This is a genomic window from Pseudomonas syringae group sp. J309-1, assembly GCF_032582135.1.
Classification (GTDB): domain Bacteria; phylum Pseudomonadota; class Gammaproteobacteria; order Pseudomonadales; family Pseudomonadaceae; genus Aquipseudomonas; species Aquipseudomonas quasicaspiana.
Map to the genome: position 1 here is coordinate 82700 of NZ_JAWHNU010000007.1, position 26641 is coordinate 109340.

23 protein-coding genes are annotated in these 26641 nt (G+C 59.2%); 5 read left to right on the plus strand and 18 right to left on the minus strand.

All coding sequences use genetic code 11. The features are described from left to right. Positions 1–44: 44 nt before the first annotated feature. Complete coding sequence (locus tag RX972_RS06095) at positions 45–1310, minus strand: Hsp70 family protein (protein WP_316873347.1); 1266 nt, start codon at positions 1308–1310, stop codon at positions 45–47. Positions 1311–1606: 296 nt separating this feature from the next. Between RX972_RS06095 and cbpA the strand changes: the two genes are divergently transcribed. Continuing rightward, positions 1607–2545 (plus strand): curved DNA-binding protein, encoded by a 939-nt coding sequence (gene cbpA, locus RX972_RS06100; RefSeq protein WP_027902531.1) that lies wholly within the window; start codon positions 1607–1609, stop codon positions 2543–2545. 153 nt (positions 2546–2698) lie between these two features. Here cbpA and RX972_RS06105 read toward each other — a convergent pair whose 3' ends face one another. The 17 genes from RX972_RS06105 to cbiE form a co-directional block, all read right to left on the minus strand. Beyond that, positions 2699–3832, minus strand: coding sequence for a sensor histidine kinase (locus RX972_RS06105; protein WP_231677162.1), 1134 nt, complete (start codon positions 3830–3832; stop codon positions 2699–2701). 181 nt (positions 3833–4013) lie between these two features. Beyond that, entirely contained in the window at positions 4014–5714 is a 1701-nt protein-coding gene (ureC, locus tag RX972_RS06110; RefSeq protein WP_027902529.1) for an urease subunit alpha, read from the minus strand. Positions 5715–5870: 156 nt separating this feature from the next. Beyond that, positions 5871–6176 carry an urease subunit beta gene (locus RX972_RS06115; protein WP_027902528.1) on the minus strand — a complete coding sequence of 102 codons (306 nt, stop codon included), beginning with the start codon at positions 6174–6176 and terminating at the stop codon, positions 5871–5873. Further along, on the minus strand, positions 6173–6706 hold the full coding sequence (locus tag RX972_RS06120) for a GNAT family N-acetyltransferase (protein ID WP_231667692.1): 534 nt from the start codon (positions 6704–6706) through the stop codon (positions 6173–6175). The genes RX972_RS06115 and RX972_RS06120 overlap by 4 nt, the downstream gene beginning before the upstream one ends. A 9-nt stretch (positions 6707–6715) precedes the next feature. Next, entirely contained in the window at positions 6716–7258 is a 543-nt protein-coding gene (locus RX972_RS06125) for a GNAT family N-acetyltransferase (RefSeq protein ID WP_231677164.1), read from the minus strand. A 26-nt stretch (positions 7259–7284) separates the two neighbouring features. Beyond that, entirely contained in the window at positions 7285–7587 is a 303-nt protein-coding gene (locus RX972_RS06130) for an urease subunit gamma (protein WP_027902525.1), read from the minus strand. A 154-nt stretch (positions 7588–7741) separates the two neighbouring features. Then, positions 7742–8581 (minus strand): urease accessory protein UreD, encoded by an 840-nt coding sequence (locus RX972_RS06135; RefSeq protein ID WP_316873355.1) that lies wholly within the window; start codon positions 8579–8581, stop codon positions 7742–7744. Positions 8582–8645: 64 nt separating this feature from the next. Continuing rightward, entirely contained in the window at positions 8646–9344 is a 699-nt protein-coding gene (gene urtE, locus RX972_RS06140; RefSeq protein ID WP_316873356.1) for an urea ABC transporter ATP-binding subunit UrtE, read from the minus strand. A 119-nt stretch (positions 9345–9463) separates the two neighbouring features. Further along, entirely contained in the window at positions 9464–10324 is an 861-nt protein-coding gene (gene urtD / locus RX972_RS06145) for an urea ABC transporter ATP-binding protein UrtD (protein ID WP_027901343.1), read from the minus strand. Then, entirely contained in the window at positions 10321–11400 is a 1080-nt protein-coding gene (gene urtC, locus RX972_RS06150) for an urea ABC transporter permease subunit UrtC (protein WP_316873359.1), read from the minus strand. Before urtC ends, urtD begins: the two co-directional genes overlap by 4 nt. After that, entirely contained in the window at positions 11400–12971 is a 1572-nt protein-coding gene (gene urtB / locus RX972_RS06155; protein ID WP_316873361.1) for an urea ABC transporter permease subunit UrtB, read from the minus strand. The genes urtC and urtB overlap by 1 nt, the downstream gene beginning before the upstream one ends. A 166-nt stretch (positions 12972–13137) precedes the next feature. After that, positions 13138–14403: an urea ABC transporter substrate-binding protein gene (urtA, locus tag RX972_RS06160; protein ID WP_027901346.1), complete on the minus strand. Its 1266-nt coding sequence runs from the start codon at positions 14401–14403 to the stop codon at positions 13138–13140. A gap of 212 nt (positions 14404–14615) precedes the next feature. Next, on the minus strand, positions 14616–17723 hold the full coding sequence (locus RX972_RS06165) for a hypothetical protein (RefSeq protein WP_316873364.1): 3108 nt from the start codon (positions 17721–17723) through the stop codon (positions 14616–14618). A gap of 313 nt (positions 17724–18036) precedes the next feature. Next, positions 18037–18507, minus strand: coding sequence for a copper chaperone PCu(A)C (locus tag RX972_RS06170; protein WP_316873366.1), 471 nt, complete (start codon positions 18505–18507; stop codon positions 18037–18039). A gap of 366 nt (positions 18508–18873) precedes the next feature. Continuing rightward, positions 18874–19611, minus strand: a complete 738-nt coding sequence (locus tag RX972_RS06175) for a cobalt-precorrin-6A reductase (protein ID WP_316873367.1) — start codon at positions 19609–19611, stop codon at positions 18874–18876. Next, the gene (locus RX972_RS06180) at positions 19608–20705 is read right to left on the minus strand and encodes a cobalt-precorrin-5B (C(1))-methyltransferase (RefSeq protein WP_231667698.1); all 1098 of its coding nucleotides are present in this window, start codon (positions 20703–20705) and stop codon (positions 19608–19610) included. The genes RX972_RS06175 and RX972_RS06180 overlap by 4 nt, the downstream gene beginning before the upstream one ends. Further along, entirely contained in the window at positions 20705–21907 is a 1203-nt protein-coding gene (cbiE, locus tag RX972_RS06185; protein ID WP_316873370.1) for a precorrin-6y C5,15-methyltransferase (decarboxylating) subunit CbiE, read from the minus strand. Before cbiE ends, RX972_RS06180 begins: the two co-directional genes overlap by 1 nt. Positions 21908–22024: 117 nt before the next feature. Between cbiE and cobG the strand changes: the two genes are divergently transcribed. The 4 genes from cobG to cobJ are packed head-to-tail and all read left to right on the plus strand — an operon-like array spanning position 22025 to position 26430. Further along, on the plus strand, positions 22025–23377 hold the full coding sequence (gene cobG / locus RX972_RS06190) for a precorrin-3B synthase (RefSeq protein WP_316873372.1): 1353 nt from the start codon (positions 22025–22027) through the stop codon (positions 23375–23377). After that, positions 23370–23996 carry a precorrin-8X methylmutase gene (locus RX972_RS06195; RefSeq protein ID WP_027901353.1) on the plus strand — a complete coding sequence of 209 codons (627 nt, stop codon included), beginning with the start codon at positions 23370–23372 and terminating at the stop codon, positions 23994–23996. The genes cobG and RX972_RS06195 overlap by 8 nt, the downstream gene beginning before the upstream one ends. Then, the gene (locus tag RX972_RS06200) at positions 23993–24727 is read left to right on the plus strand and encodes a precorrin-2 C(20)-methyltransferase (RefSeq protein ID WP_406643954.1); all 735 of its coding nucleotides are present in this window, start codon (positions 23993–23995) and stop codon (positions 24725–24727) included. Before RX972_RS06195 ends, RX972_RS06200 begins: the two co-directional genes overlap by 4 nt. Beyond that, the gene (cobJ, locus tag RX972_RS06205; protein WP_316873374.1) at positions 24727–26430 is read left to right on the plus strand and encodes a precorrin-3B C(17)-methyltransferase; all 1704 of its coding nucleotides are present in this window, start codon (positions 24727–24729) and stop codon (positions 26428–26430) included. Before RX972_RS06200 ends, cobJ begins: the two co-directional genes overlap by 1 nt. Positions 26431–26641: the final 211 nt, after the last annotated feature.

Here is a 26641-nt window from a genome sequence, read left to right on the forward strand (position 1 = left end):
TGCTTTTAACTTGTAGCTTGAGGCTTGCAGCTTGCAGCTGCCCTTCAGCCATAGCGCTTCTTCGCCTCAATCGCCAACCCGCTGCCGATGCTGCCAAAGATATTCCCTTCAACATGACGCGCATTGGGCAGCATGGCCGAGACGCTGTTGCGCAGCGCCGGGATGCCGCTTGAGCCACCCGTGAAGAACACCGTGTTGACATGATCAACACCCGCACCCGCCTTGAGCAGCAATTCGCTCACGCTGTTACGTACGCGCTCCAGCTGCGAATCAATGGCGGCTTCGAACATCGCCCGGCTCAAGTCCACACTCAAGCCCGGTTCGATGCGATCCATCGGCAGATGACGGCTTTCGGTGTGGGTCAGCTGGATCTTGGTTTCTTCCACTTCCATGGCCAGCCAGTGCCCGGCGCGCTGTTCAATCAGCTTGAACAGGCGATCAATGCCCTGGGTGTCTTCAATGTCGTAACGCATGCTGCCTAACGCCAACTGGGACTTCTGCGAATAGACCGAGTTGATGGTGTGCCACGTTGCCAGGTTCATGTGGTGGCTGGTCGGCATGTACGCCTGGCTTTTCATCCGGCTGCCGTAGCCGAACAGCGGCATGACGCCTTGAATGCTCAGTTGCTTGTCGAAGTCGGTCCCGCCGATATGCACGCCACCGGTGGCGAGAATGTCTTCGTGACGGTCATCGTAGAAGCGACGGTCAGGTGACAGGCGCACCAGGGAGAAGTCCGACGTACCACCGCCGATGTCGACAATCAGTACCAGCTCTTCTTTGGTAATCGTTGATTCATAGTCGAAGGCGGCGGCGATAGGCTCGTACTGGAACGACACGTCCTTGAAGCCGATCTTGCGGGCGACTTCGGCCAGCGTGTCCTCGGCTTCCTGATCAGCGGTAATGTCGTCATCGACGAAATGCACCGGGCGACCCAGCACCACTTCTTCGAATTCACGACCGGCGTTGGCTTCGGCACGCTTCTTCAACTCGCCGATAAACAGCGCCAGCAGGTCCTTGAACGGCATTGCCGTACCCAGCACGCTGGTGTCGTGTTTGATCAGCTTGGAGCCCAGCAGGCTCTTGAGCGAGCGCATCAGGCGGCCTTCGTAGCCTTCCAGGTACTCGTGCAGCGCAAGGCGGCCGTAAACCGGGCGGCGTTCTTCCATGTTGAAGAACACCACCGAAGGCAGGGTGATCTTGCCGTCCTCCAGCTCAATCAGCGATTCCATGCCGGGGCGCAGCCAGCCGACGGTGGAATTGGACGTGCCGAAATCGATACCGCAGGCACGGGCCGGGGATTGGTCATTCATGTCTTTTACGTTCCAGTCAAAAAACGGCCGCGCAGTGTATGTCAGTGCACGCCGGATGCGTAGGGCGAAACATCGGTTAAATGTAGATAACTGTATTTGTATGCCTGACTTGAACTAACCGACCGGACCCCCAATCTTCAGTGAATTGTGTTCACATCAGGCCGTCGAACCTTTCAGGCATCAAGCGGGCGGGTTGCACGGCCGATATATCTCAACGTATTGGATTCAGAGACCTCACACAGAGGATGCTGTGCGCAGTGTTCAGCGCTGCACGGCGTAACCGGGGAAAGCATTAGATGGACTTTAAAGACTATTACAAGATTCTTGCGGTGGATCCGACTGCGGATGAGAAAGCGATCAAGGTCGCTTACCGCAAGTTGGCGCGCAAGTATCACCCGGACGTCAGCAAAGAGGCTGGCGCGGAAGAAAAATTCAAAGAAGCGAACGAAGCGTACGAGGTGCTGAGCAGCCCTGAAAAGCGCGCCGAATACGACGACTTACGCAAATACGGTCGCCAGGGCCAACCCTTCCAGGCACCACCGGGCTGGCAGAGCCGAGCGGGTGCGGGCGGGTTTGGCGGCGCTGATAACGGCGACTTCTCCGACTTCTTCAGCTCGATCTTTGGTGGTCGTCCGCAGCAGGGCGGTCGATCTCGCAACCCTGGGCGCAAGGGACAAGACGTCGAAATGGAGTTGGCTATCTTCCTGGAGGAGACCCTGTCGGGCGAATCCAAGCAGGTCAGCTTCAAGGTGCCGCAGCACAATGCAGCGGGCCAGCGTGTGGCTGATGTCACCAAGACGCTGAATGTGAAGATTCCTGCCGGTGTCACCGACGGCGAGCGTATTCGCCTCAAGGGGCAGGGTGCGCCAGGTGTTGCAGGGGGTGAGAGCGGTGATCTGTACCTGATCATCCGCCTCGCGCCGCATCCTAAGTTCGAAGTCGAAGGCCACGACCTGATCATCACTGTGCCCGTGGCCCCATGGGAAGCTGCGTTGGGTGCCAAAGTCGCTGTGCCGACCCTCACGGGCAAGATCAACCTTACTGTCCGTCCCGACAGTCAGAATGGTCAGCGACTGCGCATCAAAGGCAATGGCTTGCTGAACAAACAAGGACAGCGTGGCGACTTGCTCGCGCAGATCAAAGTGGTAATGCCAAGGTCCAGCGATGAGGCGACTCAGGAACTGTGGAAAAAACTGGCTGACAAGGCAGCGTTTGATCCGCGGGCGCAGTGGTGAGTTAAGCTCCGGCTGCGGCCGCTCCCATAAATGCGGTTTTTATGTGGGAGCCGGGCTTGCCCGCGATAAGATCAACGCGATTTGACTGACATACGCGGCGGCATTATCGCGGGCAAGCCCGGCTCCCACATGAGATTGCATCCATCCAGTCAGCTAGACGCTCTTCGGCAACACCACCGTAAACGTCGTCCCGTCACCGACATTGGACGTCACGGTAATGCTGCCGCCGTGGGCGTTGACCACTTCCTTGACGATGAACAGTCCCAGGCCGAGGCTGGTGGACCGACCGCTGGGCGTCGAGCCTTCGCTGATGGCGCGTACCAATGGGTCAAAGATGCTGCCGATGGCGTCTTCGGAAATGGGGTCGCCGAGGTTGTGCACGATCAACTGCACATGATCCTGCTCACCGCAGACTTTGACGTTGACCTCTTCCTCCCCCTTGCCATGCTGCAGGGCATTGCCGATCAGGTTCTGCAATAACTGGTCGATACGTCCGCGATCCCAATGACCGACCGTATCGCCTTCCACGACCAGATGCGGATGTGAGTCCGGGCGACCGGCACAGGCTTCATCGATGGCCTCGCGGCACGCTTTGCCCAGGTCCATGGCATTGCGTTCAACCGGCAGGCTGGCACCAAGGCGGCTGCGCACGAACTCCAGCAGGTCGCTGACCATCGCCCCCATATGTCGAGTGCTGCTCTTGATCCGCGAAACGTAGCCCTGGGACTTCGCATCCAGTTCTTTTCTGTGCTCCAGCAGGTCGGCGGACATGCTCACCGCTTGCAGAGGTGCGCGCAGGTCATGGCCAAGAATGGCCAGGAAGATATCTCGCGAACGTGCCACCTGCTCGGCATACGCCGCAGTCGATTCGGCCAGGGCTTCGTCAATGGCTTCGTTGAAGCGGATCATGTCAGTGAAGTAGGCCAGGTCAGGCGTTTTCAGGCTTTCGACCCACAACCGGATGACACTGGCGCGCAGATGGCGGAACTCGGAAGTCATCTGCACCAGATCAAACCCGACCATGTGCCGCAGTTCGCCGTGGCTGGCGGCCGCTTCGTCAAGGCTGGGTGTCTTTTGCAGGTCTGCGCCTTTTGACTTGGCCGCTTGCTCGCTTTTGGTCTGCGAGGTGTTCATGTCCCGTGCTGCGGCCAGCAGAATGGCTTGGGCGTGATCGCGCAACTCGACACTGTTCATGGCATCGGCGGCAGGCTTGATGGTTTTTGCGAAGTTTTCCCACTCGTCGACGATACGATCCACATGAGCAACGATGAAGTCCGAGAGGCGCATGGCCGGTTACCTTGCTGCGGGAGCTGTAATGAAGATGGCGCATCTTACAGCCTTTAACCTTCGGGTATCGAGACAGCGACCGGAGGCCAAGGTCATTTCCGGCAACAGAGGCAAGCAGCGGCCAGGCTTGTCGGCAAAAAATAAAGGCAGCCGTAGCTGCCTTATTTGCGAGTGTAGTGGATCAGAACAGGAAATACCGCTGCGCCATTGGCAGCACATCCGCCGGCTCGCACCACAGCAGTACACCGTCTGCCTTGACCTGATAAGTCTGTGGGTCGACGTCGATTTTCGGCAGATAGTCGTTGTGGATCAGGTCTTTCTTCTGCACGGACCGGCAGCCTTTGACGACGCTGATCACCTTTTTCAGCCCCAGTGATTCAGGCACACCGGCGTCGAACGCTGCCTGGCTGATGAAGGTCAGGCTGGTAGCGTGCAACGAACTGCCGTAGCTGGCGAACATCGGACGATAGTGCACGGGCTGCGGTGTCGGAATCGACGCGTTGGCGTCGCCCATCAGGCTCGCGGCAATCGCTCCGCCCTTGAGGATCAGGGTCGGTTTGACGCCGAAGAACGCCGGGCGCCACAGCACCAGGTCAGCCCATTTGCCTACTTCCACCGAGCCAACTTCATGGCTGATGCCGTGGGTGATCGCCGGGTTGATGGTGTATTTGGCGATATAGCGTTTGGCGCGGAAGTTATCGTTGCCTTCACCATCGCCAGGCAGCGGACCACGCTGGCGCTTCATCTTGTCGGCGGTTTGCCAGGTGCGCATGATCACCTCGCCAACCCGGCCCATGGCCTGACTGTCGGAGCTGAGCATCGAGAAGGCACCCAGGTCGTGCAGGATGTCTTCGGCAGCAATGGTTTCCCGGCGAATACGGCTTTCAGCGAAGGCTACGTCTTCGGCGATGCTTGGGTCCAGGTGATGGCAGACCATCAGCATGTCCAGGTGTTCGTCGATGGTGTTGCGCGTGAACGGCCGGGTCGGATTGGTCGAGCTAGGCAAGACGTTGGGGAAGCCGCAGGCCTTGATGATGTCCGGCGCGTGACCGCCGCCCGCACCTTCGGTGTGATAGGTGTGAATCGTGCGGTTCTTGAACGCCGCCAGCGTCGTTTCGACAAAGCCGGATTCATTCAGGGTGTCGGTGTGGATCGCAACCTGCACATCGTATTCGTCGGCGACGCTCAGGCAGTTATCGATGGCCGCTGGCGTGGTGCCCCAGTCTTCGTGCAGCTTCAGACCAATTGCACCGGCTTTGACTTGCTCCACAAGCGGCCCAGGCAGGCTGACGTTGCCTTTGCCGGTAAAGCCGATGTTCATCGGGAAGGAGTCGGCCGCTTGAAGCATGCGCGCCATGTGCCAGGGGCCAGGCGTCACGGTGGTTGCGTTGGTGCCGGTTGCCGGGCCGGTACCGCCGCCGATCATGGTGGTCACGCCGCTCATCAAGGCTTCTTCGATCTGCTGCGGGCAGATGAAGTGGATGTGCGTGTCGACGCCGCCCGCCGTGAGGATCATGCCTTCGCCAGCAATGATTTCAGTGGAGGCGCCGATGGCGATGGTCACGTCGGGCTGGATGTCCGGATTGCCCGCTTTGCCGATGGCCGCAATGCGACCGTTCTTGAGGCCCACGTCGGCTTTGACGATGCCCCAGTGGTCGACGATCAAGGCGTTGGTGATCAGCGTGTCGACGACTTCGGCGGCGAGTAACTGGCCTTGGCCCATGCCGTCACGGATGACCTTGCCACCGCCGAATTTCACTTCTTCGCCGTAAGTCGTGAAGTCTTTCTCGACCTCAATCCACAGCTCGGTGTCGGCCAACCGTACCCGGTCGCCCACGGTGGGGCCGAACATGTCGGCATAGGCTTGTCTGGAAATCTTCATGGCGATTCCTTGAATTCAAAAAGTGCAGTGCTGAAACGCGGACTGTAGGAGCGTGCTTGCCCGCGATCGGCTGCGAAGCAGTCGCAAAATCAGTGAACACACCGCCGCAGGAAAGTCGTTCCGACTTTATCGCGGGCAAGCGCGCTCCTACCGGGGTTAGAGATCACCCATCACTCGCCCGGCAAAGCCGAACACCCGGCGATGCCCGGCCAGATCCACCAATTCCACATCCCGCGACTGCCCTGGCTCGAAGCGCACGGCGGTGCCGGCCGGAATGTTCAGGCGCATGCCGCGGCTGGCGGCGCGGTCGAAGGTGAGGGCGTCGTTGGTTTCAAAAAAATGGAAATGCGAGCCGACCTGAATCGGCCGGTCACCGCTGTTAGCGACGTTCAGGCTGATGGTCCTGCGCCCGGCATTGAGTTCGATTTCACCGGGTTGAATCTGGTATTGGCCAGGAATCATGCGGGTTGTCCCAAGGTCTTGAAGTAGATAGCGGTCGGCGTATAACGGCCGTCCGGGCTTTGGCAGTAGTTGGGCAGTTCGCCGACGCGGGTGTAGCCCAGCGAAAGATAGAATGCTTCGGCGGGTGATCCGGCTTCAGTGTCGAGAAACAACAAGCCGCGCTTGAGCTGACGCGCCGCCTGTTCCAGCGCTTGCATCAATTGCTGCCCCAGGCCGCGCCGTCGCGCTTCTTTGAGCACCATCAGTTTTTGCACCTCGGCACGGTTCAGGCCATTGGCCTTCTGGCAAAGAGCGAGCTGAGTGCTGGCCAGTACCTGCTCATCCTCAACCACAACCCACAACAGCAGGTTGCCGTTGGCGACGTCTTCCCGAAGTCCGTCGCACCAGGCGTACGCGTCTTCGAGGGTCAAGTCGGCCATGAAACCCACCGATGCGCCGTTGTTCACAGCGTCCAGCAGTAAGGTCGCCAGTCCGTGGCGGTAGTGAGCAAAACTTTCATCCGTGACGCGGCGTAGCTGGGCAGGATTCATGATCGCCTCTCAGTTGGAAACGGGAGCTTGTGACGGTGGGGCCGATGCGCCGGGTGACAAATCCAGTTGCATGAATGTCAGGTCCAGCCAGCGTCCAAATTTAGTGCCGACCTGTGGCATCTGGCCGGTCGTGATGAAGCCCAGTCGTTCATGCAGGCTGATAGAGGCCGCGTTGCCGCTTTCAATCGCCGCGACCATGATGTGTTTGTCGCACAGGCGAGCGCGGTCGATCAGAGCGTTCATCAACTTGGGGCCGAGGCCTTTGCCGCGCTGATCGGCGCGCACGTAGACGGAATGCTCTACGGTGTGACGGAAGCCTTCAAAAGGGCGCCAGTCGCCAAACGACGAATAACCCGTGACTTGGCCGTCATCATCAATGGCGACCAGAATCGGATAACCCTGAGTCTGGCGCGCATCGAACCAGGCCTGACGATTGGCCAGATCTACCGGTTGCTCGTTCCAGATCGCGGTGGTGTTAAGCACTGCGTCGGTATAAATCGCCAGGATGCCCGGCAGATCAGCCGGGAGGGCGTCGCGAATCGTATGGCTCATGATCAGTTCCAGAGTCTCGTTCGGGGTCAGGCGATAGGCTGGTGCACGGTGACTAGCTTGGTGCCGTCCGGGAAAGTCGCTTCGACCTGAATTTCAGGAATCATTTCCGGGATGCCTTCCATGACCTGTTCGCGAGTCAGCAGCGTTGTGCCGTAGTGCATCAGATCCGCGACGGTTTGCCCGTCGCGCGCGCCTTCAAGCAACGCCGCCGAGATGTAAGCCATGGCTTCCGGGTAGTTGAGCTTCACGCCACGGGCCAGCCGCCGTTCGGCAACCAGGCCTGCGGTGAAAATCAGCATCTTGTCTTTTTCGCGTGGGGTGAGATCCATGTGGGTTCCGTGTGTAAAAGTTTGATTTGCCAGTAATCCCTGTGGGAGCGAGGCTTGCCCGCGATATGGTCACCGCAATTCTAAATTGAATCGCGTCCAGCCTTATCGCGGGCAAGCCCAGCTCCCACAAAAAACCGTGCTCCACAGATTTGCATCAAGTACTCCAGATCCTCGGCGCCACCGCTTCGCGGCCCAGCATCGCCGGGCGCAGCAATTTCCATAATTCGATCATCCAGGCCCGGGCATGCAGCGCCTCATCAGCCAGACAACGGGCAACCAGCAAACCGGGCAGTTGAGTCAGATCACCGCGTACCGGATTGGGCACCGATCGGCAGGCCTCAAGCAATTCGCTGTCAATGTCGCCGGTGACCAGCAACGTGCCAAATACGGTTTTGCCATCCAGACCAATCGGTGACTGGAGCAAGCCGTCGCCACCGATGATGCGTTGCCGTTCATGCCACAGCAACTTGCCGTCGCGGCGCACATCCAGATGCGCCTGGAAATGCCCGGTCTCGAAGCGCTCGCCGCTCGCCGGTCTGCCCAGCGCCACGACGTCCCAGTACAGCAGCCGCGCATCGCCTTGCAGATTGATGCGCGTGGTCAGTTCGGCCTGTGCGGCACTGAACACGATGGTTTCCTGCGGCAGCCATTCCAGCGTCGCACCGGGCGCGACAGTCAGGTCAAGTTGCTGATACGCCGGACCAGCCGCGCGATACCACTTGGCTGCGCCGGGGCTGGTCAGTTGTGCCCAGGCATCAGGGCCAACGCTGGCACTGATGTCCAGTCTGTCGCCGCCGGCAATGCCACCGGGTGGATGAACAATAATGTGCTGGCAAACTTCCGGGCCTTCGGCGTACAGGTGTTTTTGTACCCGTAACGGCCCTTTGTGGCGGCGTTGGGTGGGTCGCGTGCTGTCGCCAAAACGCCCATAGCCCAGCTCCAGCTCGGCATGCCAGCTGGGCGTGAACAGCGCGGTGTGGGCGGGAAGATTCATGTGATCGCTTTCATACTTTAGGAAAACAGCAGTTCTGGAAGACTGCACCTTAACGGAATACCGCTCAGATGGTCACCAGACCACGCACGCCTTCGGCTTCCATATTCTCGCCCCGGCCTTGCTGAACGATCTCGCCACGGGACATCACCAGATACTGGTCGGCCAGCTCGGCGGCGAAGTCGTAAAACTGTTCAACCAGCAGGATAGCCATGTCGCCTCGCTCCGCGAGCTTCTTGATCACCACGCCGATTTCCTTGATCACCGACGGCTGAATGCCTTCGGTGGGCTCATCGAGGATCAGCAAGCGTGGACGGCTGGCCAGCGCACGACCAATCGCCAGTTGCTGTTGTTGACCACCGGACAGATCACCGCCGCGTCGATGCTTCATCTGCAGCAACACAGGGAACAGCTCGTAAATGAATGCCGGGACTTCCTTTGCTTCAGAGCCCGGGAATCGCGACAGCCCCATCAACAGGTTCTCTTCCACGGTCAACCGGCCAAAAATTTCCCGGCCCTGTGGCACGTAAGCGATCCCGGCATGCACCCGTTGATGAGGCTTGAAACCGGTGATCTTCTTGCCTTCCCATTGCACTGCGCCTTCTTTTGCAGGCAGCAGGCCCATGAGCACCTTGAGCAAAGTGGTTTTGCCCACGCCGTTACGGCCCAGCAGGCACGTTACTTCGCCGACCTTCACATCAAAGGACAGCCCGCGCAGGATGTGGCTACCGCCGTAGTACTGATGGAGCTTTTCGACCTGGAGCATGTTCGTTTCCCAAGCAAATGGATAACGGTAGGAGCGAACTTGTTCGCGAGGCGTCAGATCAGGCAACGACTGTGGATCTGAAATCGCCTCGCGAACAAGTTCGCTCCTACCGGGGAGCTCTAGCGCCCCAAGTAGACCTCAATGACCCTTTCATCCGCCTGCACATCCGCCAGCGAGCCTTCGGCCAATACGCTGCCCTGATGCAGTACGGTCACGTGGTCGGCGATCGAACCCACAAAGCCCATGTCATGCTCGACCACCATCAACGAGTGCTTGACCGCCAGGCTCTTGAACAGCTCGGCGGTGAATTCGGTTTCGGCGTCGGTCATGCCTGCGACTGGCTCGTCGAGCAGCAGCAATTGCGGATCCTGGACCAGCAACATGCCGATTTCCAGAAACTGTTTCTGACCGTGTGAAAGCAGACCGGCCGGGCGCTGCATGGACGATGTCAATCGTATGGTTTCCAGTACTTCGTCGATGCGGTCGCGTTGTTCGCCGCTGAGTTTCGCCCTCAGGCTGGCCCACACCGATTTATCAGTCTTCTGCGCCAGTTCGAGGTTTTCGAACACGCTCAAGGCTTCAAACACAGTGGGCTTCTGAAACTTGCGTCCGATGCCCGCCTGAGCAATTTCCACTTCGCTCATCTGCGTCAGGTCCAGGGTTTCACCGAACCAGGCCTTGCCGTGACTTGGGCGAGTCTTGCCGGTTATCACGTCCATCAGCGTGGTCTTGCCCGCGCCATTGGGGCCGATGATGCAGCGCAGTTCGCCGACGCTGATGTACAGATTCAGGTCGTTGAGTGCCTTGAAACCATCGAAACTGACGCTGATGTCTTCCAGCGTAAGGATCGTGCCGTGGCGCGTGTTCAGCCCTTTGCCGACGCTTTGCCCCAGGCCAATCGCATCGCGACTGGTGCCTGCATCAGCATTGGGGTCGAGAATAGGTTCGAGCATGAATGCCGGTGTCGGAGTGGTTTTCATTGTTCGCCCCTCTTCTTGAGCAAACCGATCACGCCTTTAGGCAGATACAGCGTGACGATGATGAACAGCGCGCCGAGGAAGAACAGCCAGTACTCCGGGAAGGCTACGGTGAACCAGCTCTTCATGCCGTTCACGAGGCCGGCACCCAGCAGCGGGCCGATCAGCGTTCCGCGCCCGCCAAGTGCTACCCAGACGGCGGCTTCAATGGAATTGGTCGGTGACATTTCGCTCGGGTTGATGATGCCGACCTGCGGCACATACAGCGCGCCAGCCAAACCACACAGCACTGCGCTCAATACCCAGACAAACAGTTTGAAACCACGCGGGTCGTAGCCGCAGAACATCAGGCGGTTTTCGGCATCGCGCAGGGCGGTCAGCACCCGGCCAAACTTGCTCTGCGCCAGACGCCAACCCACATACAGGCTCGCCACCAGCAGGATCACCGTCGCCAGAAACAGCGTGGCGCGGGTGCCTTGAGAGCTGATGCTGAAACCGAGAATGCTGCGGAAGTTGGTGAAGCCGTTGTTGCCGCCAAAACCGGTTTCATTACGGAAGAACAGCAACATACCGGCGAAGGTCAGGGCCTGGGTCATGATCGAGAAATACACGCCTTTGATCCGCGAACGGAAGGCGAAGAATCCGAACACCAGCGCCAGCAGACCCGGCGCCAACACTACAAGACACATGGCCCACAGGAAGTTATCCGTACCTGCCCAATACCACGGCAGTTCGGTCCATGACAGAAAGGTCATGAATGCGGGCAAGCCATCGCCCGCGGCTTCGCGCATCAGGTACATGCCCATGGCATAACCGCCGAGTGCGAAGAACAGGCCATGGCCCAGGGATAGCAAACCGGCGTAACCCCAGACCAGATCCAGTGCCAGCGCGACGATGGCGTAACAGAGAATCTTGCCCACCAGCGTCAGGGTGTAGGCCGACACCTGAAAGCTGTTATCGGCAGGCAGCAAGGACAGCAGTGGCATCGCCAGCAGAATAGCCAGCACAATAATGCCAACTGCCACAGTACCCTTGGGGCCGACTTTTTGCGCGGCAGTGACCATCAATGGTTGATTCATCAGTCGATCACCCGTCCTTTCAATGCGAAGAGGCCTTGCGGACGTTTCTGGATAAACAGAATGATCAGCGCCAGGATCAGGATCTTGCCCAATACAGCGCCGATTTGCGGTTCGAGAATCTTGTTGGCGATGCCCAGACCGAAGGCCGCCATGACGCTACCGGCCAGTTGCCCGACACCGCCGAGCACCACCACCAGGAACGAGTCAATGATGTAGCTCTGGCCCAGGTCCGGGCCGACGTTGCCGATCTGACTCAGGGCTACGCCGCCCAGCCCGGCAATGCCGGAGCCGAGCCCGAAGGCCATCATATCGATGCGCCCGGTCGGCACGCCGCAGCAGGCGGCCATGTTGCGGTTCTGGGTCACTGCACGCACGTTCAGGCCCAAGCGGGTTTTGTTCAGCAGCAGCCAGGTCAACACCACCACGAATAGCGCAAACGCAATGATCACGATGCGGTTGTAGGGCAGTACAAGATTGGGCAGTACCTGGAACCCGCCAGAGAGCCATTCAGGGTTGGCCACTTCAACGTTCTGCGCGCCGAAGGCCAGACGCACGGCCTGTATCAGCATCAGGCTGATACCCCAGGTGGCAAGCAGGGTTTCCAGTGGTCGGCCATACAGATGGCGGATCACCGTGCGCTCCAGTGCCATGCCGATGGCCGCCGTAACGAAAAATGCCACTGGCAAGGCAATCAGCGGGTAATACTCGATAGCACCCGGCGCATAGCGCTGGAACATCAACTGCACGACATACGTGGAGTACGCCCCAAGCATCAGCATTTCGCCGTGGGCCATGTTGATTACGCCCAGCAAGCCGAAGGTGATTGCCAGACCGAGCGCTGCCAGCAGCAGAATCGAGCCCAGCGACATCCCGCTGAATGCCTGACCGAGTAACTCGCCCACCATCAGCTTGCGTTTGACTTGAGCCAGGCTGGTTTCGGCCGCGATACGCACGCTGGCGTCAGTTTCGACGCCTGGTGCCAATAAAGTTTCCAGACGAGTGCGGGCCAGCGGATCACCGGTTTCACCGAGCAGGCGCACGGCCGCCAGGCGGACGGTCGGGCTGGAGTCAACCAGTTGCAGATTGGCCAGTGCCAGTGTGAGTGCGTCGTGGACGTCATCATCTTTCTCATCGGCCAGTCGCACGCTCAGGAATGGCAACTGAGCAGGGCGGGCTGATTTTTGCAATTGCAGCGCCGCTGACAGACGCAGCTTTGCATCCTCAGACAGCAGTTGGTGGCTGGCCAGTGCGGTATCGACCAAACCACGCAAGCGGTTATTCAGGCGCAGTTTGCGCGGCTCATCGGTTGTTGGCGTATCAGCATCGACCGCGACGTATTTGTCGCCGGTTTCGATAAATGCACGTTTGCTGCTGTCAGCAGCGACTCGGCCTTCCTGCAGGGCATTGATCAAATCAATGCGTTCCGGAATGGGCTGGGCGGCCCATCTCTCAAGGAGTTCGGCCTGTTGTGCGGAACTGGCCGCCACGAAATCACCGGCATCGCTGGCCTGTGCCGCCATGGGCAGCAGCAGGGCGAGGGTGAAGATGAAGCGGTACAGAATGTTGGGCATGGCGGGTGTCCTGAAAGGCGTCCAGATCGGGTGGATCTGGTGATCCCTGTAGGAGCTGCCGAAGGCTGCGATTGCGGTGTGTCAGGGGAACCCTATCGCAGCCTTCGGCAGCTCCTACAGAAGATGTGTTCGACCGCACCATAGCGGCGGTCGAACATCCAGCGTGTTAGTTACTCTTCACCGCATGATCCGGCTTCTTGTCGTTACCCGGGATGTACGGGCTCCATGGCTGGGCGCGGATCGGCTCTTTGGTCTGCCAGACGACGTTGAACTGACCGTTGTCCTCGACTTCGCCGATCATCACTGGCTTGTGCAGGTGATGGTTGGTTTTGTCCATGGTCAGGGTGAAGCCCGATGGCGCGGCGAAGGTCTGGCCTGCCATGGCTTCGCGGACTTTATCCACATCGGTGGACTTGGCTTTCTCGACCGCTTGCGCCCACATATGGATGCCCACGTAAGTGGCTTCCATTGGGTCGTTGGTCACGGCTTTGTCTGCACCCGGCAGGTTTTTCTTCTTGGCGTAGGCTTTCCAGTCAGCAACGAACTTGGTGTTAACCGGGTTCTCTACGGACTGGAAGTAGTTCCAGGCGGCCAGGTGACCCACCAGCGGTTTGGTGTCGATACCGCGCAGTTCTTCTTCGCCCACCGAGAACGCTACAACCGGAACGTCGGTAGCCTTCAGGCCCTGGTTGGCCAGTTCTTTGTAGAACGGCACGTTGGAGTCGCCGTTGACGGTCGAGATAACAGCCGTCTTGCCGCCCGCAGAGAACTTCTTGATGTTGGCAACGATGGTTTGATAGTCAGCGTGGCCGAACGGGGTGTAGACCTCTTCGATGTCCTTGTCCGCTACACCTTTGGAGTGCAGGAACGAGCGCAGAATCTTGTTGGTAGTGCGTGGGTAAACGTAGTCGGTGCCCAGCAGGAAGTAACGCTTGGCTGCGCCGCCGTCTTCGCTCATCAGGTACTCGACCGCAGGAATCGCTTGCTGGTTAGGCGCTGCGCCGGTGTAGAACACGTTGGGCGACATTTCTTCGCCTTCGTATTGAACCGGGTAGAACAGCAGGCCGTTGAGTTCTTCGAACACCGGCAGCACGGATTTGCGTGATACCGAGGTCCAGCAGCCGAACACCACGGCAACCTTGTCCTGAGTCAGCAACTGACGACCTTTTTCAGCGAACAACGGCCAGTTGGACGCCGGGTCAACGACTACTGCTTCCAGCATCTTGCCGTTGACGCCGCCCTTGGCGTTGATTTCATCGATGGTCATCAACGCCATGTCTTTGAGCGATGTTTCGGAGATAGCCATGGTGCCCGACAGCGAATGCAGAATGCCGACCTTGATGGTCTCGGCAGCTTGAACGGTCCATGTAAGGCCCATGGCCGCGATGGACGCGGACAGGGTAAACGCTTTGATCAGACTGCGACGCTTCATTGGGCTAGCTCCGTTATTGGTATTCGATATTGGTATTCGATGGGGCACACGAGATAACGCATATCTGATTGCTGTTTAGCAAAGGCTGGGCCAAGGCGCGAAATAGCGCGCCTGAACGGGAAGTTGTCTTGTTGGACAGGAATGTTGCGCACCAGTGTGGAACTTGTCCTGCGCACTGGTGCGTGGCATTGCGCCTTATTGGTGCTTGATCGTCAGAGCATCAGTTCGGTATTGCCGGAATAAAGATCAAACATTTTTTCCGGAATGGCGGCCGGGCTTTTGAAGTAAACGTAAAAACGCTTGCCTACCAAGCGGCTTGCCACCAGTTGCAACGGCGTGGAAGGCGCAATCGCTACGTGGTCTCCCAGAAAGCTGGTGAACAGGTTTTTCTTCGGCACAGACTCATTGAAAATGACAAATACGGTGCTGTCTTGACTGCCGGCCGCCTCGCGGATGAATCCGTCGCGGCTCCACTGCTCGCTGCTCCAGCGGCTGACAGAAGCAGACTGAATACCGTTATCGACGAACACCTGTCCGATCTCGGTGGTCAGTTTTCGCAGCCCGGCGGCGCTGACCAATGCTGCGCGATAAGCCCGCCCCTGATATTCGTTGAGGCAATAGAACTCGTTCAGAAAACGAAGGGTCCACGGTGTGCGCATTCTCGCGCGCAGCAGGCTGTTGATGGGCTGCGAGCCGCCTTCACAGTAATCCAGTATTTCAGGCAGTTCGCTGGCGTTGGAGGTTTGTGCCAGACGCAGATAGTTACGATTGAATGCCAGTTTAGAGACGGTGCTGACCTCCTCCGCCGAGCTCGGCCAATCCCTTGTCACATCGCCCAGTTCCCGATCCGACTGCCTCAACAGCAGGCTGCTTATCCGGGTGCGCAGGGTTTCTATTTTGCTCCAGACGCCCGGGCTGGATTCCACGGCGTAGGCGCGCTCTGCAATCAGCAAGTCGGGATTAGTGACGTCTACCCGATAGAGCCGACAGTGGCCGAACAGCCAGGGCTGACGTTTGATGAAGTATTGCTGCTCGCCTATCTGGACAGCGTGGAACTGGTTAGCATCGTAGGGCACAACGGCGTCAAGGTCTGTGCGTTGCGATGTAGGGCTGGATGATTCCAGATAACCGATCTGCTCCTCACCTTCAGAAGTGGTGCGCTGTACCAGTGGCGTGGCTGATCGCAGATCCTCCAGCGGCGTGAAAGGCTCGCGATTTATGACCCAGCGACCCAGTGCAGCAGCGCCAAGGTAGCCAACCGCACACAACAACTCGAAGGCAGCACCATGGTAATCACCTTCTCTGAGATGTTGAAAAGCCTCCCAGAGTTTGAACAGCCCTACACCCGCCGCCAAGGCAATGAGTACCGGTGATGGAATGAACAGCATGGCAATATTCAGCGCGATGCTGCCAAACAATGAACCGTGTTTTTTTATCACCTCGGGCCGGAAGTGAAGCTCATGCCTGCGGGTATGCTTGAGGTCGTGATGGGTCATGAGGTAGTCCTCGCCCTCATCAATGTAGTCAGGTTCGCCAAAAATAAAGCTGGGCAGTTTGGCTGGCGCTTTCAGGTGTTTGTACGTTTCCTGTGCACGAAAATGCTTGAGCCATTGCTCGTACTCTTCGGCGCTGCATTCAACCGGGCGACTTTCCTCGGGTAACTGGCGTAGCAGGTATCGGGTGAAGTCGGGATGATCCAGAAACTGCTCACGCATGGCCTTCTCGTTGGGGTACCAGCGAAATACCCGACTGTCCGGGGCATTGAGGGTGCACAGCAACATCGGATGATCGGCGGTTGAGCCTTGCGGTGCGATACGCATGACGTCAGGGATCGGGTGTTGCTCAAGGATCATGAAGTCTAGGTTGATCGTTTTGCCATCGACCTGCTGCCGGGTCTCGACGCAGGGGTTATCAATGATGACCTTCATCCACGCCCTGGCCGCGTCGGGTAGCGGGTCAGCCTGAGCCTGTACCTGGTCCATGCGCAGTTGGGCGATGGCGAGGCTTCTCACGTTCTCAAGCCAGGCTATTTGATGAGTTCCCTGAGGTTGCGGGCCATCGGGTATGTTTTTGCACAGATGATGCAGCTGGATGATCGATTTACTGTAATCCTGCGCGGCAGCCACCCAGCGTTGCTGGTGCTCGTGGCTGACTGTTGACCACCAGTGCGGCATGTTGCCAGCGATCAGTCGATGGTCGTTGCGATCAAGCATCAGCGCATTGTCCAGATGCGCAGCCTGCGCAAGTCGCTGCGGCAGGGTGCGCGCAAACTGATCTGCGTCCGTCTTCAGCGCTTTTGCCTGGCCTAACAGATAACTGAAATCGGCCTGTTGTCTGGCTAACTGTTGGTCAAACAACACCTGCAGTACCTCGCCATGCATGACCGACAAGCGCCACATTGGGGCTTTGGTCGGGAATGTGAGGACTTTAGCCCGAGACGCGGCGGTGAGGTTTTGCAGTACAACCTGTTTTTGTATGGCGTCACTAAAGCGCATCTCCAGCGAGTGGACCATCGCTGCAATATTTGCAAAGCCTTCCAGGCCTTGATGTTCAGTACGCAGCAACACCTCCCCCAGACTGCTGTCATTCAATGCGGGCGGGACCAGACTATGGGTGTGCGTGAGGACAAACGCCCCGGGGAAAATGTGCACTTCGCCTTGGCCATCTATCAGTGACAGTTGAAAGGCCCCGTATTTCTGGACGTTGTCGCCATCGGCGGTACGTGGCCTGTTGAGTTGATCTTCAAGCATGGCGTGCTGGCTAATAGTGAGCAGGTTTTGCTCGACTGCCGCTTCGGACTCCAGCCGTAATGCTTTTTTGCGCTCGGTGATGAATCGCTCGCGTCGGCTGATGCCCTTGTCCAGGTAGCTCCAGTAGTCAGCCAATTGCTGGCGATAAGCAGGCTCAAGGGCAATGTTGAAGTGCTTGTATAAATCCAGAATATGCTGGCATTCGAGATGCGCGATTTCGTCGGATCCAGCCACTGTGTCGGCGGCTTTGTAGAAGCCTGCGTGGGCCGACAAATCGAAACTCTTGCGACCCAGAGCATGATCGAGGAGCGTGGCTCGAACCGGTTCCGAATACCGGAACTGACGCAGTGAGCGTTCGATGGTGGGGTGGTCTTGTACGGGTAACTGGGTGAAAGGCGGGATCGTCAGGCTTTTCAGCATGTAGGACGTCAGCCAGGTGTGGTTGATGTCGATGCTGACGCCAGGGTGATCGCGCTTGAGCAGGCGCAGAAACTCCTGTTCGGCGACGGTACGCAAATCGGGTGGGTACGCCGCGTTGCTGGCAGCGGATGAAGCAGATTGAGTCGTCATGATTCCGTTTCGTTTTGTGAAAGATGCAGCTCACGAAATCGGATTTAGGGGAGGGTGTCTGTCGGCTGGAGGGCTTTTCTTGTTGGGGTTATTCTGGAATGGTTGTAGGCGTTCAGCGGTTTAAACGCAGGAAATTAGACTGTCCTTGGCACCGCGCTGTCTCGCGGCAGATATTGGACCTGTAGATATTGGACCTGTAGGAGCTGCCGCAGGCTGCGATGGCGGTACATCAGATGGAATGCTTCGCAGCCTTCGGCAGCTCCTACAAAGGTCGTGCACATTCAGCAATATGAATCTGCCTGGGGTGCGCCTGTCAGTGACTGTGCGCGGATGCCCCAGGCGGCTGCTTCAGCACTTCGACCTCTACCGTGACCGCACCTGACTTCTCGAAATGCAGGGTCAACGGGAAGCTTTTACCCTCCGTAAGCGAAGCCTTGTCCTTCAGGTCCAGCAGCATCACGTGATAACCCATTGGCGCGAATACGGCGTCGCCACCCGCCGGGACTTCCACGTTTGGCACTTGCTGCATCTTCATCAAACCGTTGGCGTGAACATGTTCGTGAAGCTGAGCCGTGCCTGCGATGGGCGTGTCTACGCTGAGCAGGCGGTCTGCGCTCTGCCCATTGTTGTGAATGACAAAATAGGCCGCGACGTTGGGCGCATTCGGCGGCAGCTCCATTGACCATGGGCTGGCAATATTCAGCTCGGCGGCGCGATAGTCATTGGCGTTGGCGTAACTCACTGGCAGCAATAATGCGGTCAGCATGAGCAGGTGCTTCAACATTAAAGAGACTCCTGTCGATTGAGCTGCCATTTAGCCTGAACAGCCTGGCGATGTAAAAAGCCCGGAATGTGGCGCGGTGCCGCGCTGTCGCAAAGCAACGTAGGACCTGCAGGAGCGCGCTTGGTCTGGGCCGCATCCGGACGATAACGTCAGCACAGCCGATATATTTAGTGACTGACACACCGAATCGTGGGCAAGCGCGCTCCTACAGGTAAAAAGCATTTCAAATCAGATGTTTGAAATTTTTTTGATAGATGCATTCTATTCTGACCTGCGAACGCAACTCATATGGGCCGGTACATCCGCAGCCTTTGTATCGTCTGGGTTGCCGTGTTCCCGAATAAATTCAGTCCTACAGAATCAGCATCAGAGCTGATACTGATCCAGCGCCTCAAGCAATGCCGCCGCAGAACCAAACTCCCGATCCACCTGCGGTAACTCCGGACGCTGGAGTATCAACACCGGCACTTTCAGTTCCCGCGCGACTTCCAGCTTGGCTTCGGTCGCATCGCCACCGCTGTTCTTGCTGATCAGCACATCAATGGTGCGCCGCTGAAAGAGCGCGCGCTCGTCCTCAAGCAGAAACGGACCACGCGCACCGATGACTTCGCAGCGCTCGTGCTGCGGCACGTCGCGCAGGGTATTTTCGAGGGCGCGTAACGTCCAGAACTGATGTGTGGGGATTTCATCCAGATGCTGCAAGGGTTCACGACCCAAGGTGAACAATGGACGCTTGAAGGGCTGCAGCGCTTTGATCAGCCCGGCCCAGTCCGCCACTTCGCGCCAATCGTCGCCCGGTCCCGGTTGCCAGGCGGGCCTGCGCAATGCCCAGCACGGCACGTTGGCGAGCCCGGCGGCGCGGGCCGCGTTCTGGCTGATTTGGGCCGCGTAAGGATGGGTCGCGTCGACCAGTAAATCGATGCCTTGCCCGGTAATGAACTGCGCCAGCCCTTCAGCGCCGCCGTAACCACCGACTCGCACTTCACAGACAAGATCAGTCGGTACCCGGCCTACGCCTGCAAGGCTGTAAATATGCTGCGGCCCCAGCGTGCGGGCGATGGCCAGTGCGTCGGTCACTCCGCCAAGCAATAACACGCGCTTCAAGCACTGACTCCGGCTGTTCCGACGATGCCGCCCTGACGATCAATCGCGAAGACTTCCACTTCAACCTGCGATGGCACAACGCTGCGGGCGAAGTCCAGTGCGTGCTGGCAAACGATGTCACCCAGCGGCACCTCTGCTGCCGAGCACATCGCCAGAGCCTGCTGGCTGGTATTGGCTTCGAGAATGGCCTGCTGCAGTGCTTCATCGGCTCCGCCATCCGCCGCCCAGCGCGCCAGTTGCGGCAGGTCGATGCTGGAATGACGGCTGTGCAGGTCCATATGTTTTGCAGCCAGTTTGCTGATCTTGCCGAACCCGCCGCAGATACTCAGTTTGGCCACTGGCACCTTGCGCAGGTGTTTGAGCACAGCCCCGACGAAGTCGCCCATCTCGATCAAGGCGATGTCCGGCATCTGATAGAAGCGGCGCATGGTGTCTTCGCTGGCGTTGCCCGTACAGGCAGCAATGTGTTGATAGCCGTTGGTTTTGGCGACGTCGATGCCCTGGTGAATTGACGCGATGTAGGCCGCGCAGGAGAACGGCCGGACAATGCCGCTGGTGCCCAGAATCGACAGCCCGCCGACAATTCCGAGGCGCGGATTCATGGTCTTCAGCGCCAGGGCCTCACCGCCTTCGACATTGACCGTGATTTCAAAACCGCCGGTGTAATTGAGCTCGTTGGCCAGCGCTTGCAAGTGTTCGATGATCATCATCCGCGGCACCGGATTGATCGCCGGCTCACCTACCTTCAGTACTAGGCCCGGTCGCGTAACGGTGCCTACCCCCTGACCTGCGATAAAGATTACCGTCGCCACATCCAGCAGCCGCACCCGGGAAAAAACCAGTGCGCCATGGGTGACGTCGGGGTCGTCCCCGGCATCCTTGATAGTACCGGCTTCTGCACCGTCCCCCGCCAATCGGCAGAACTCCAGGCGCATTTGCACGTGCTTGCCCTTGGGCAGGACGATTTCCACCGCATCGTTGACTTCACCGCCCAACAACAACCGCGCCGCCGCCAGACTGGTGGCGGTTGCGCAACTGCCGGTGGTCAGGCCACTTCGCAAGGGGGCGGGTTGTTCTGCGGTTTCGTTACGCATCAGGGTTTGACCACATCCAGCAGAGTGATAGGCAGAGCCTGACGCCACGTATCGAATTCGCCCAGCGGTTTGGCGTGGGCGATGTGGATACGGGTCAGTTCACCGCCATGTAGATCACGCCAGGCCATCAACGTTGCTTCGCTTTGCAATGTGACGGCATTGGCTACCAGACGGCCGCCGGAACGCAGTTGCTGCCAGCAGGTATCCAGCACGCCGGGGCGGGTCACGCCGCCGCCGATAAAAATCGCGTCGGGACGTTCCAGCCCGGCCAGCGCCTGAGGCGCACTGCCGCGCACCAGTTGCAGGCCCGGCACGCCTAGGGCATCGCGATTGAATTCGATCAGTTGCTGGCGGCCTTCATCGGCTTCAATGGCCAGGGTTCGGCAGGTGGGGTGGGCGCGCATCCATTCGATGCCGATAGAGCCGCAACCCGCGCCGACGTCCCACAACAACTCGCCCGGCACCGGGGCCAGGCGTGCCAGAGTGATCGCCCGCACATCGCGTTTGGTCAGTTGGCCGTCATGTTCGAAGGCTTCATCGGGCAAACCAGCCAACGGCGAAAGACGCAAGGCGCTGGCATCGGCACGGCAATCGATTGCCACTACATTCAGCGCGGCGATTTCGGGGTTGGCCCAATCACTGGCCAGCCCGTCCACGCGACGTTCGGCCGGACCGCCCAGATGCTCAAGCACGGTCATGTGGCTTGGGCCGAAACCACGTTCACGCAGCAAACCGGCAATCGCCGCCGGGCTGCTGCCGTCATTACTCAGAATAAGCAGGCGCACACCGTGATGGAACCGGGCATTCAACGCGGCCAGCGGTCGGGCCACCACGGACAGCGTGACCACGTCCTGCAACGGCCAGCCCAAACGGGCCGCCGCCAGTGAATAGGAGGAGGGCGCAGGCAGGATCAGCATTTCTTCGACAGGCACAACACGCGTCAGGCTGGCGCCTACCCCAAACAGCATCGGATCGCCGCTGGCCAGCACGCACACCTCAGCGCCGCGTTGTTCAAGCACTGGATTCAGAGAGAAGGGGCTGGGCCAGGCGCGGCGTTCAGCCTTGATGCAAGGCGGCAGCAACTCCAGCTGACGCGGCCCGCCAAACACCTGATCGGCCCGCAATAGAGCGTGCCGGGCGTTCTTGCCAAGGCCTTTGTAGCCGTCTTCACCAATTCCCACGACCGTCAGCCAGGGCGACATTTGCGTACCTCAATCCGATCTTCCGACAGAGCGGCTTTTCATGCCTGCGGACAAAGCAGGCATAATACCGCGCCTGATAGACACAAGTGCCTATTCAAACCAATTGATGGTGATCCATTGACCGAGCCGAAGTTCGCTCGCACGCCTCTAACGTCCTTACGCCCCTCGGCTTGTCCGGGGTTGCTGCGTATCGTCCCGGCACTGGATGGCGGCATCTGCCGGATCAAACTGGCAGGCGGCTCGCTCAACGCGGCTCAGGCTCATGCCGTTGCACAGGCGGCGCACGCCTACGCCCATGGGGTGATCGAAGCCACTAATCGCGCCAACCTGCAGATTCGCGGCATTGGTGAGCAACAGGCGCAACTGATCGACACGCTGCTCGCGGCCGGGCTCGGCCCGAACAACCCCGACAGCGATGACGTGCGTAACCTGATGCTCAGCCCCGTGGCGGGCCTTGACCCGCAGATGCTGCTGGACGTGCGACCTTTGGCCGCGCAGATTCTGGCTGCGCTGGAAAGCAATCCGCGCTTTCATGACCTGTCGCCCAAGTTCGCCCTGTCTCTGGACGGCGGCGAAGGTATGGTGATGCTCGAACACCCCCATGATCTGTGGCTGTCGGCGTTCAACGTGGACGGCGATATCATGCTGGGCTTCGGTCTTGCGGGTTGTCCTGCTCAAAGTTCGCCCTTGGCAGCGGTTCCGGTGGCTAGCGGGCTGGAGCTGGTATTGGCGGTTCTGGAGCTGTTTCTGGATCTGGCGCGTCCCGAGCAGGTGCGCATGCGACATCTGTTGGAGGAAGTTTCGGCGCAGCAATTGCTTGAACAATTACAGCTGCGTCTGAGTGTTGAACTGCGAGCTGATCAAAAAGTGACCACCTGGCGTCGTCCTGCAATCAGCCCGAACCAGCACTTGGGAATTTATCCACAGCGGCAAACCGGCCTGGTAGCAGTAGGCGGTGCTGTGCCATTAGGGCGCATTGATCCGGCGATGCTGAACGCTGTTGCGCAACTGGCGACCGGGTTCGGCGATGGCAGCTTGCGCCTGACCCCTTGGCAAAGCGTGCTGTTGCCGAATATCCCGAGCGGACAGGGTGCACAGGTGCTGTCGGCGTTGCAGGACGCCGGGCTGTTGTGCTCCGCCGATCAGCCGTTGGCACAGATCATCGCCTGCACCGGTTCGACCGATTGCGCCAAGGGACTGGCTGACACCAAGGCCGATGCAAGGTTGCTGGCCGGGCAATTGCAACGCAGCGGAGTCAGCCGACCAGTACATCTTTCGGCCTGCAAGCGTTCGTGTGCAGCGGCGCATCGGGCCTCGGTGACGTTACTGGCGGTTTCTCCCGGCCACTATGACCTTTATTTTCGCGATGCAGCGCAGCCCGGTTTCGGTGCCCTGCAAGCGCGTGACCTCACTATTGAAGCAGCCGGCGCATTGTTGATCGCCGACTCACGGAGCAGTACCCATGATTGATTACATCCGCGATGGTCAGGAGATTTATCGCAACTCCTTCGCGATCATTCGTGCGGAAGCGCGCCTGGATACGATCCCTGCCGACCTGGAAAAACTCGCCGTGCGCGTGATCCATGCCTGCGGCATGGTTGAGGTCATCGAAGACCTGCGTTTCTCGGAAGGTGCTGGCAAGGCCGGGCGCGACGCGCTGGCCGCTGGTGCGCCGATCCTGTGTGATGCGCGCATGGTGTCCGAGGGCATCACGCGTACTCGCCTGCCTGCCAACAATCAGATCATTTGCACATTGCACGATGAGGGTGTGCGGGAGTTGGCTCTGGAGCTGGGTAACACTCGTTCCGCCGTAGCGCTGGAGCACTGGCGTGAACATCTTGAGGGCAGCGTCGTGGTGATCGGCAATGCGCCGACCGCGTTGTTCTATCTGCTGGAAATGCTTGATGCGGGCGCGCCTAAACCGGCCTTGATTCTCGGCTTCCCGGTCGGTTTCGTCGGCGCGGCCGAATCCAAGGCCATGCTTGCCGCCGACAGCCGTGGCGTACCGTTCGTGATCATGCAGGGGCGTCGTGGCGGCAGTGCCATGGCCGTGGCTGCCCTCAACGCACTGGCCACGGAGATCGAATGATGCAGGCACGCGGTCGATTGATTGGCCTGGGCGTCGGCCCTGGCGACCCCGAGCTGATTACCGTCAAAGCCCTGCGCTTGCTGCGTGAGTCGCCAGTGGTCGCGTACTTCGTGGCCAAGGGCAAGAAGGGCAATGCGTTCGGCATCATCGAAGGTCATTTGCAGGACGCCCAGACCTTGATGCCGCTGGTCTACCCGGTGACAACCGAAGCGCTGCCTGCGCCGATGTCCTACGAAAAAGTCATCAGTGATTTCTACGATGAGGCCAGTTTCGATGTGGCGGCCCATCTGGACGCTGGTCGTGACGTGGCGGTGATCTGCGAAGGCGATCCGTTCTTTTACGGTTCCTACATGTACCTGCATGACCGCCTTGCCGATAAATACGAAGCTCAGGTCATACCGGGGGTCTGTTCGATGCTGGGGGGCGCATCGGTGTTGGGCGCGCCGCTGGTGTATCGCAATCAGAGTCTGTCGGTCTTGTCCGGCGTGCTGCCCCATGAAGAACTCAAGCGCAAACTGGCCGATGCCGACGCAGCGGTGATCATGAAGCTGGGTCGCAACTTTCCAAAAGTCCGCCAGGTGCTGGAAGAATTGGGCCTTGCAGAGCGGGCGCTGTACGTTGAGCGGGCGACCATGGCCAACCAGAAAATCGTACCGCTGGATGAAGTGGTGCCGATGTCTTCGCCGTACTTCTCGCTGATCATTGTTCCTGGCGAAAGGTGGCGGGGCTGATGACGCACAACATTCCAGCCATTGTGATTCTGGGCAATGGCAGCCTGGCGACTGCCCGACGCATTCAGCAGCTCTATCCGGACTCGCTGATTTACGGCTTGATTGATCGAGTACAGGACGCGGACCGGACCTACAGCGAGTTTGGTGCAACCTTGCGTCAGTTCTATCAACAGAACACGCCGATCATTGCCCTGTGTGCGGCGGGTATCGTGATTCGCACCCTTGCACCTTTGCTGCTGGAAAAAGGCGCTGAACCCGCCGTGCTTGCCATCGCTGAAGACGCTAGCGCCGTTGTACCGCTGCTGGGCGGCCTCGGCGGGGTCAATGTCATGGCCCGGGAAATCGCTGCCGGTCTGGGTATCGCGCCTGCGATCACCACCAGTGGCGAGCTGCGTTTCGGCACGTGCCTGCTCAATCCTCCAAGTGGCTATGCGCTGGGTGATCTGGAACTGGGCAAGCGTTTTGTCTCTGATTTGCTCTCCGGAGAAAGCGTACGCATTGAAGGTTCTGCGCCCTGGCTGGCCGATGCAAAACTGCCGGAGGACGAGCGGGCGCAATTGGCAATTCACGTCAGCTGCACCGAGCGTGAGCCGTCGGCCCATGAACTGCTGATCTACCCGCGCAGCGTAGCGGTGGCTGTAACGGTAACCAGCACTGAGCTGGCTGTTGGCATCCGCGCTGCGCTGCACGATGCGGGTATCGCTATTCAGTCACTGGCCTGTCTGTTGGCGGCTGATTCACAGATGGCCGACCCGTTGCTGCATCAGGCTGCCCGCGAACTGGACGTGCCACTGCGTTTTGTTCCTGCGGCTTCAGCGGTTGATATGGCTGCGCAAGCCGTGCCGCAACTGCTGCCGCCGATCAGCGTCAACGAGGGGTTGGCAATTACTGTCGCCCCTCAACCGCTGGATGTTGAAAAGATTGGCAAGGGTCGCGGCAGGCTTGCCGTTATCGGCCTTGGGCCGGGTGCCGCAGAGCTGATGGTGCCCGCCGTCAAGGCCGAACTGGCCCGGGCCAATGACATCCTGGGTTACGAAACCTATGTGCGCATGGCCGGGCCGTTTCGGGCTGATCAGGTCAGGCACTGCACCGATAACCGTGAAGAAATGCAGCGCGCCCGACATGCCTTTGAACTGGCAGCTTCCGGGCGCTCAGTCGTGGTTGTGTCGTCCGGCGACCCCGGTGTGTTTGCCATGGCCGCAGCGGTGCTGGAAGCGCTGCACGAATCGACCGATGCCGATTGGCACAACGTCGAGCTGGAAATCCTGCCCGGAGTCTCCGCGTCGCTGGCAACCGCCGCTCAGGCAGGGGCGCCGTTGGGCCATGACTTCTGCGTGATGTCGCTCTCGGACAATCTCAAGCCGTGGGACATCATCGAAAAGCGTCTGGATCTGGCCTCTCAGGCTGATCTGGCGCTGGCCTTCTACAACCCGATTTCCCGCTCCCGTCCCTGGCAGCTGGGGCGCGCGCTGGAAATCGTGCGCCAGCATCGCACGCCTGAAACGCCCGTCACGCTGGGGCGAGATATAGGCCGACCGGGGCAAACCTTGCGGATTCTTACGCTGGGCGAGCTGACACCTGATCAGGTGGACATGCGCACCATGGTGCTGATTGGCTCTTCGACGACCTGCACATTTGCCCGGGCAGATGGCAGTCAATGGGTTTACACGCCCCGTTGGTATGGCGAAAAGCCGACTGGCTAGCGCAGGCATTCGAGTGGGCAGCATCCCGGTTTGTATGCTTCCAGCACACAGGATCGGGAGCTGCCGACAGCAGCTTCCTGCTCGTCAGATCACCTCCTGAAGCAGCAGGCGCTATCTTTCAGTGCCCGGACTACTATTTCCCATTTCTATTATGTATTCATTTCGTGTAGGAATATACGACTTCTGACCGGCTTTCTATAACTTGTCCTGT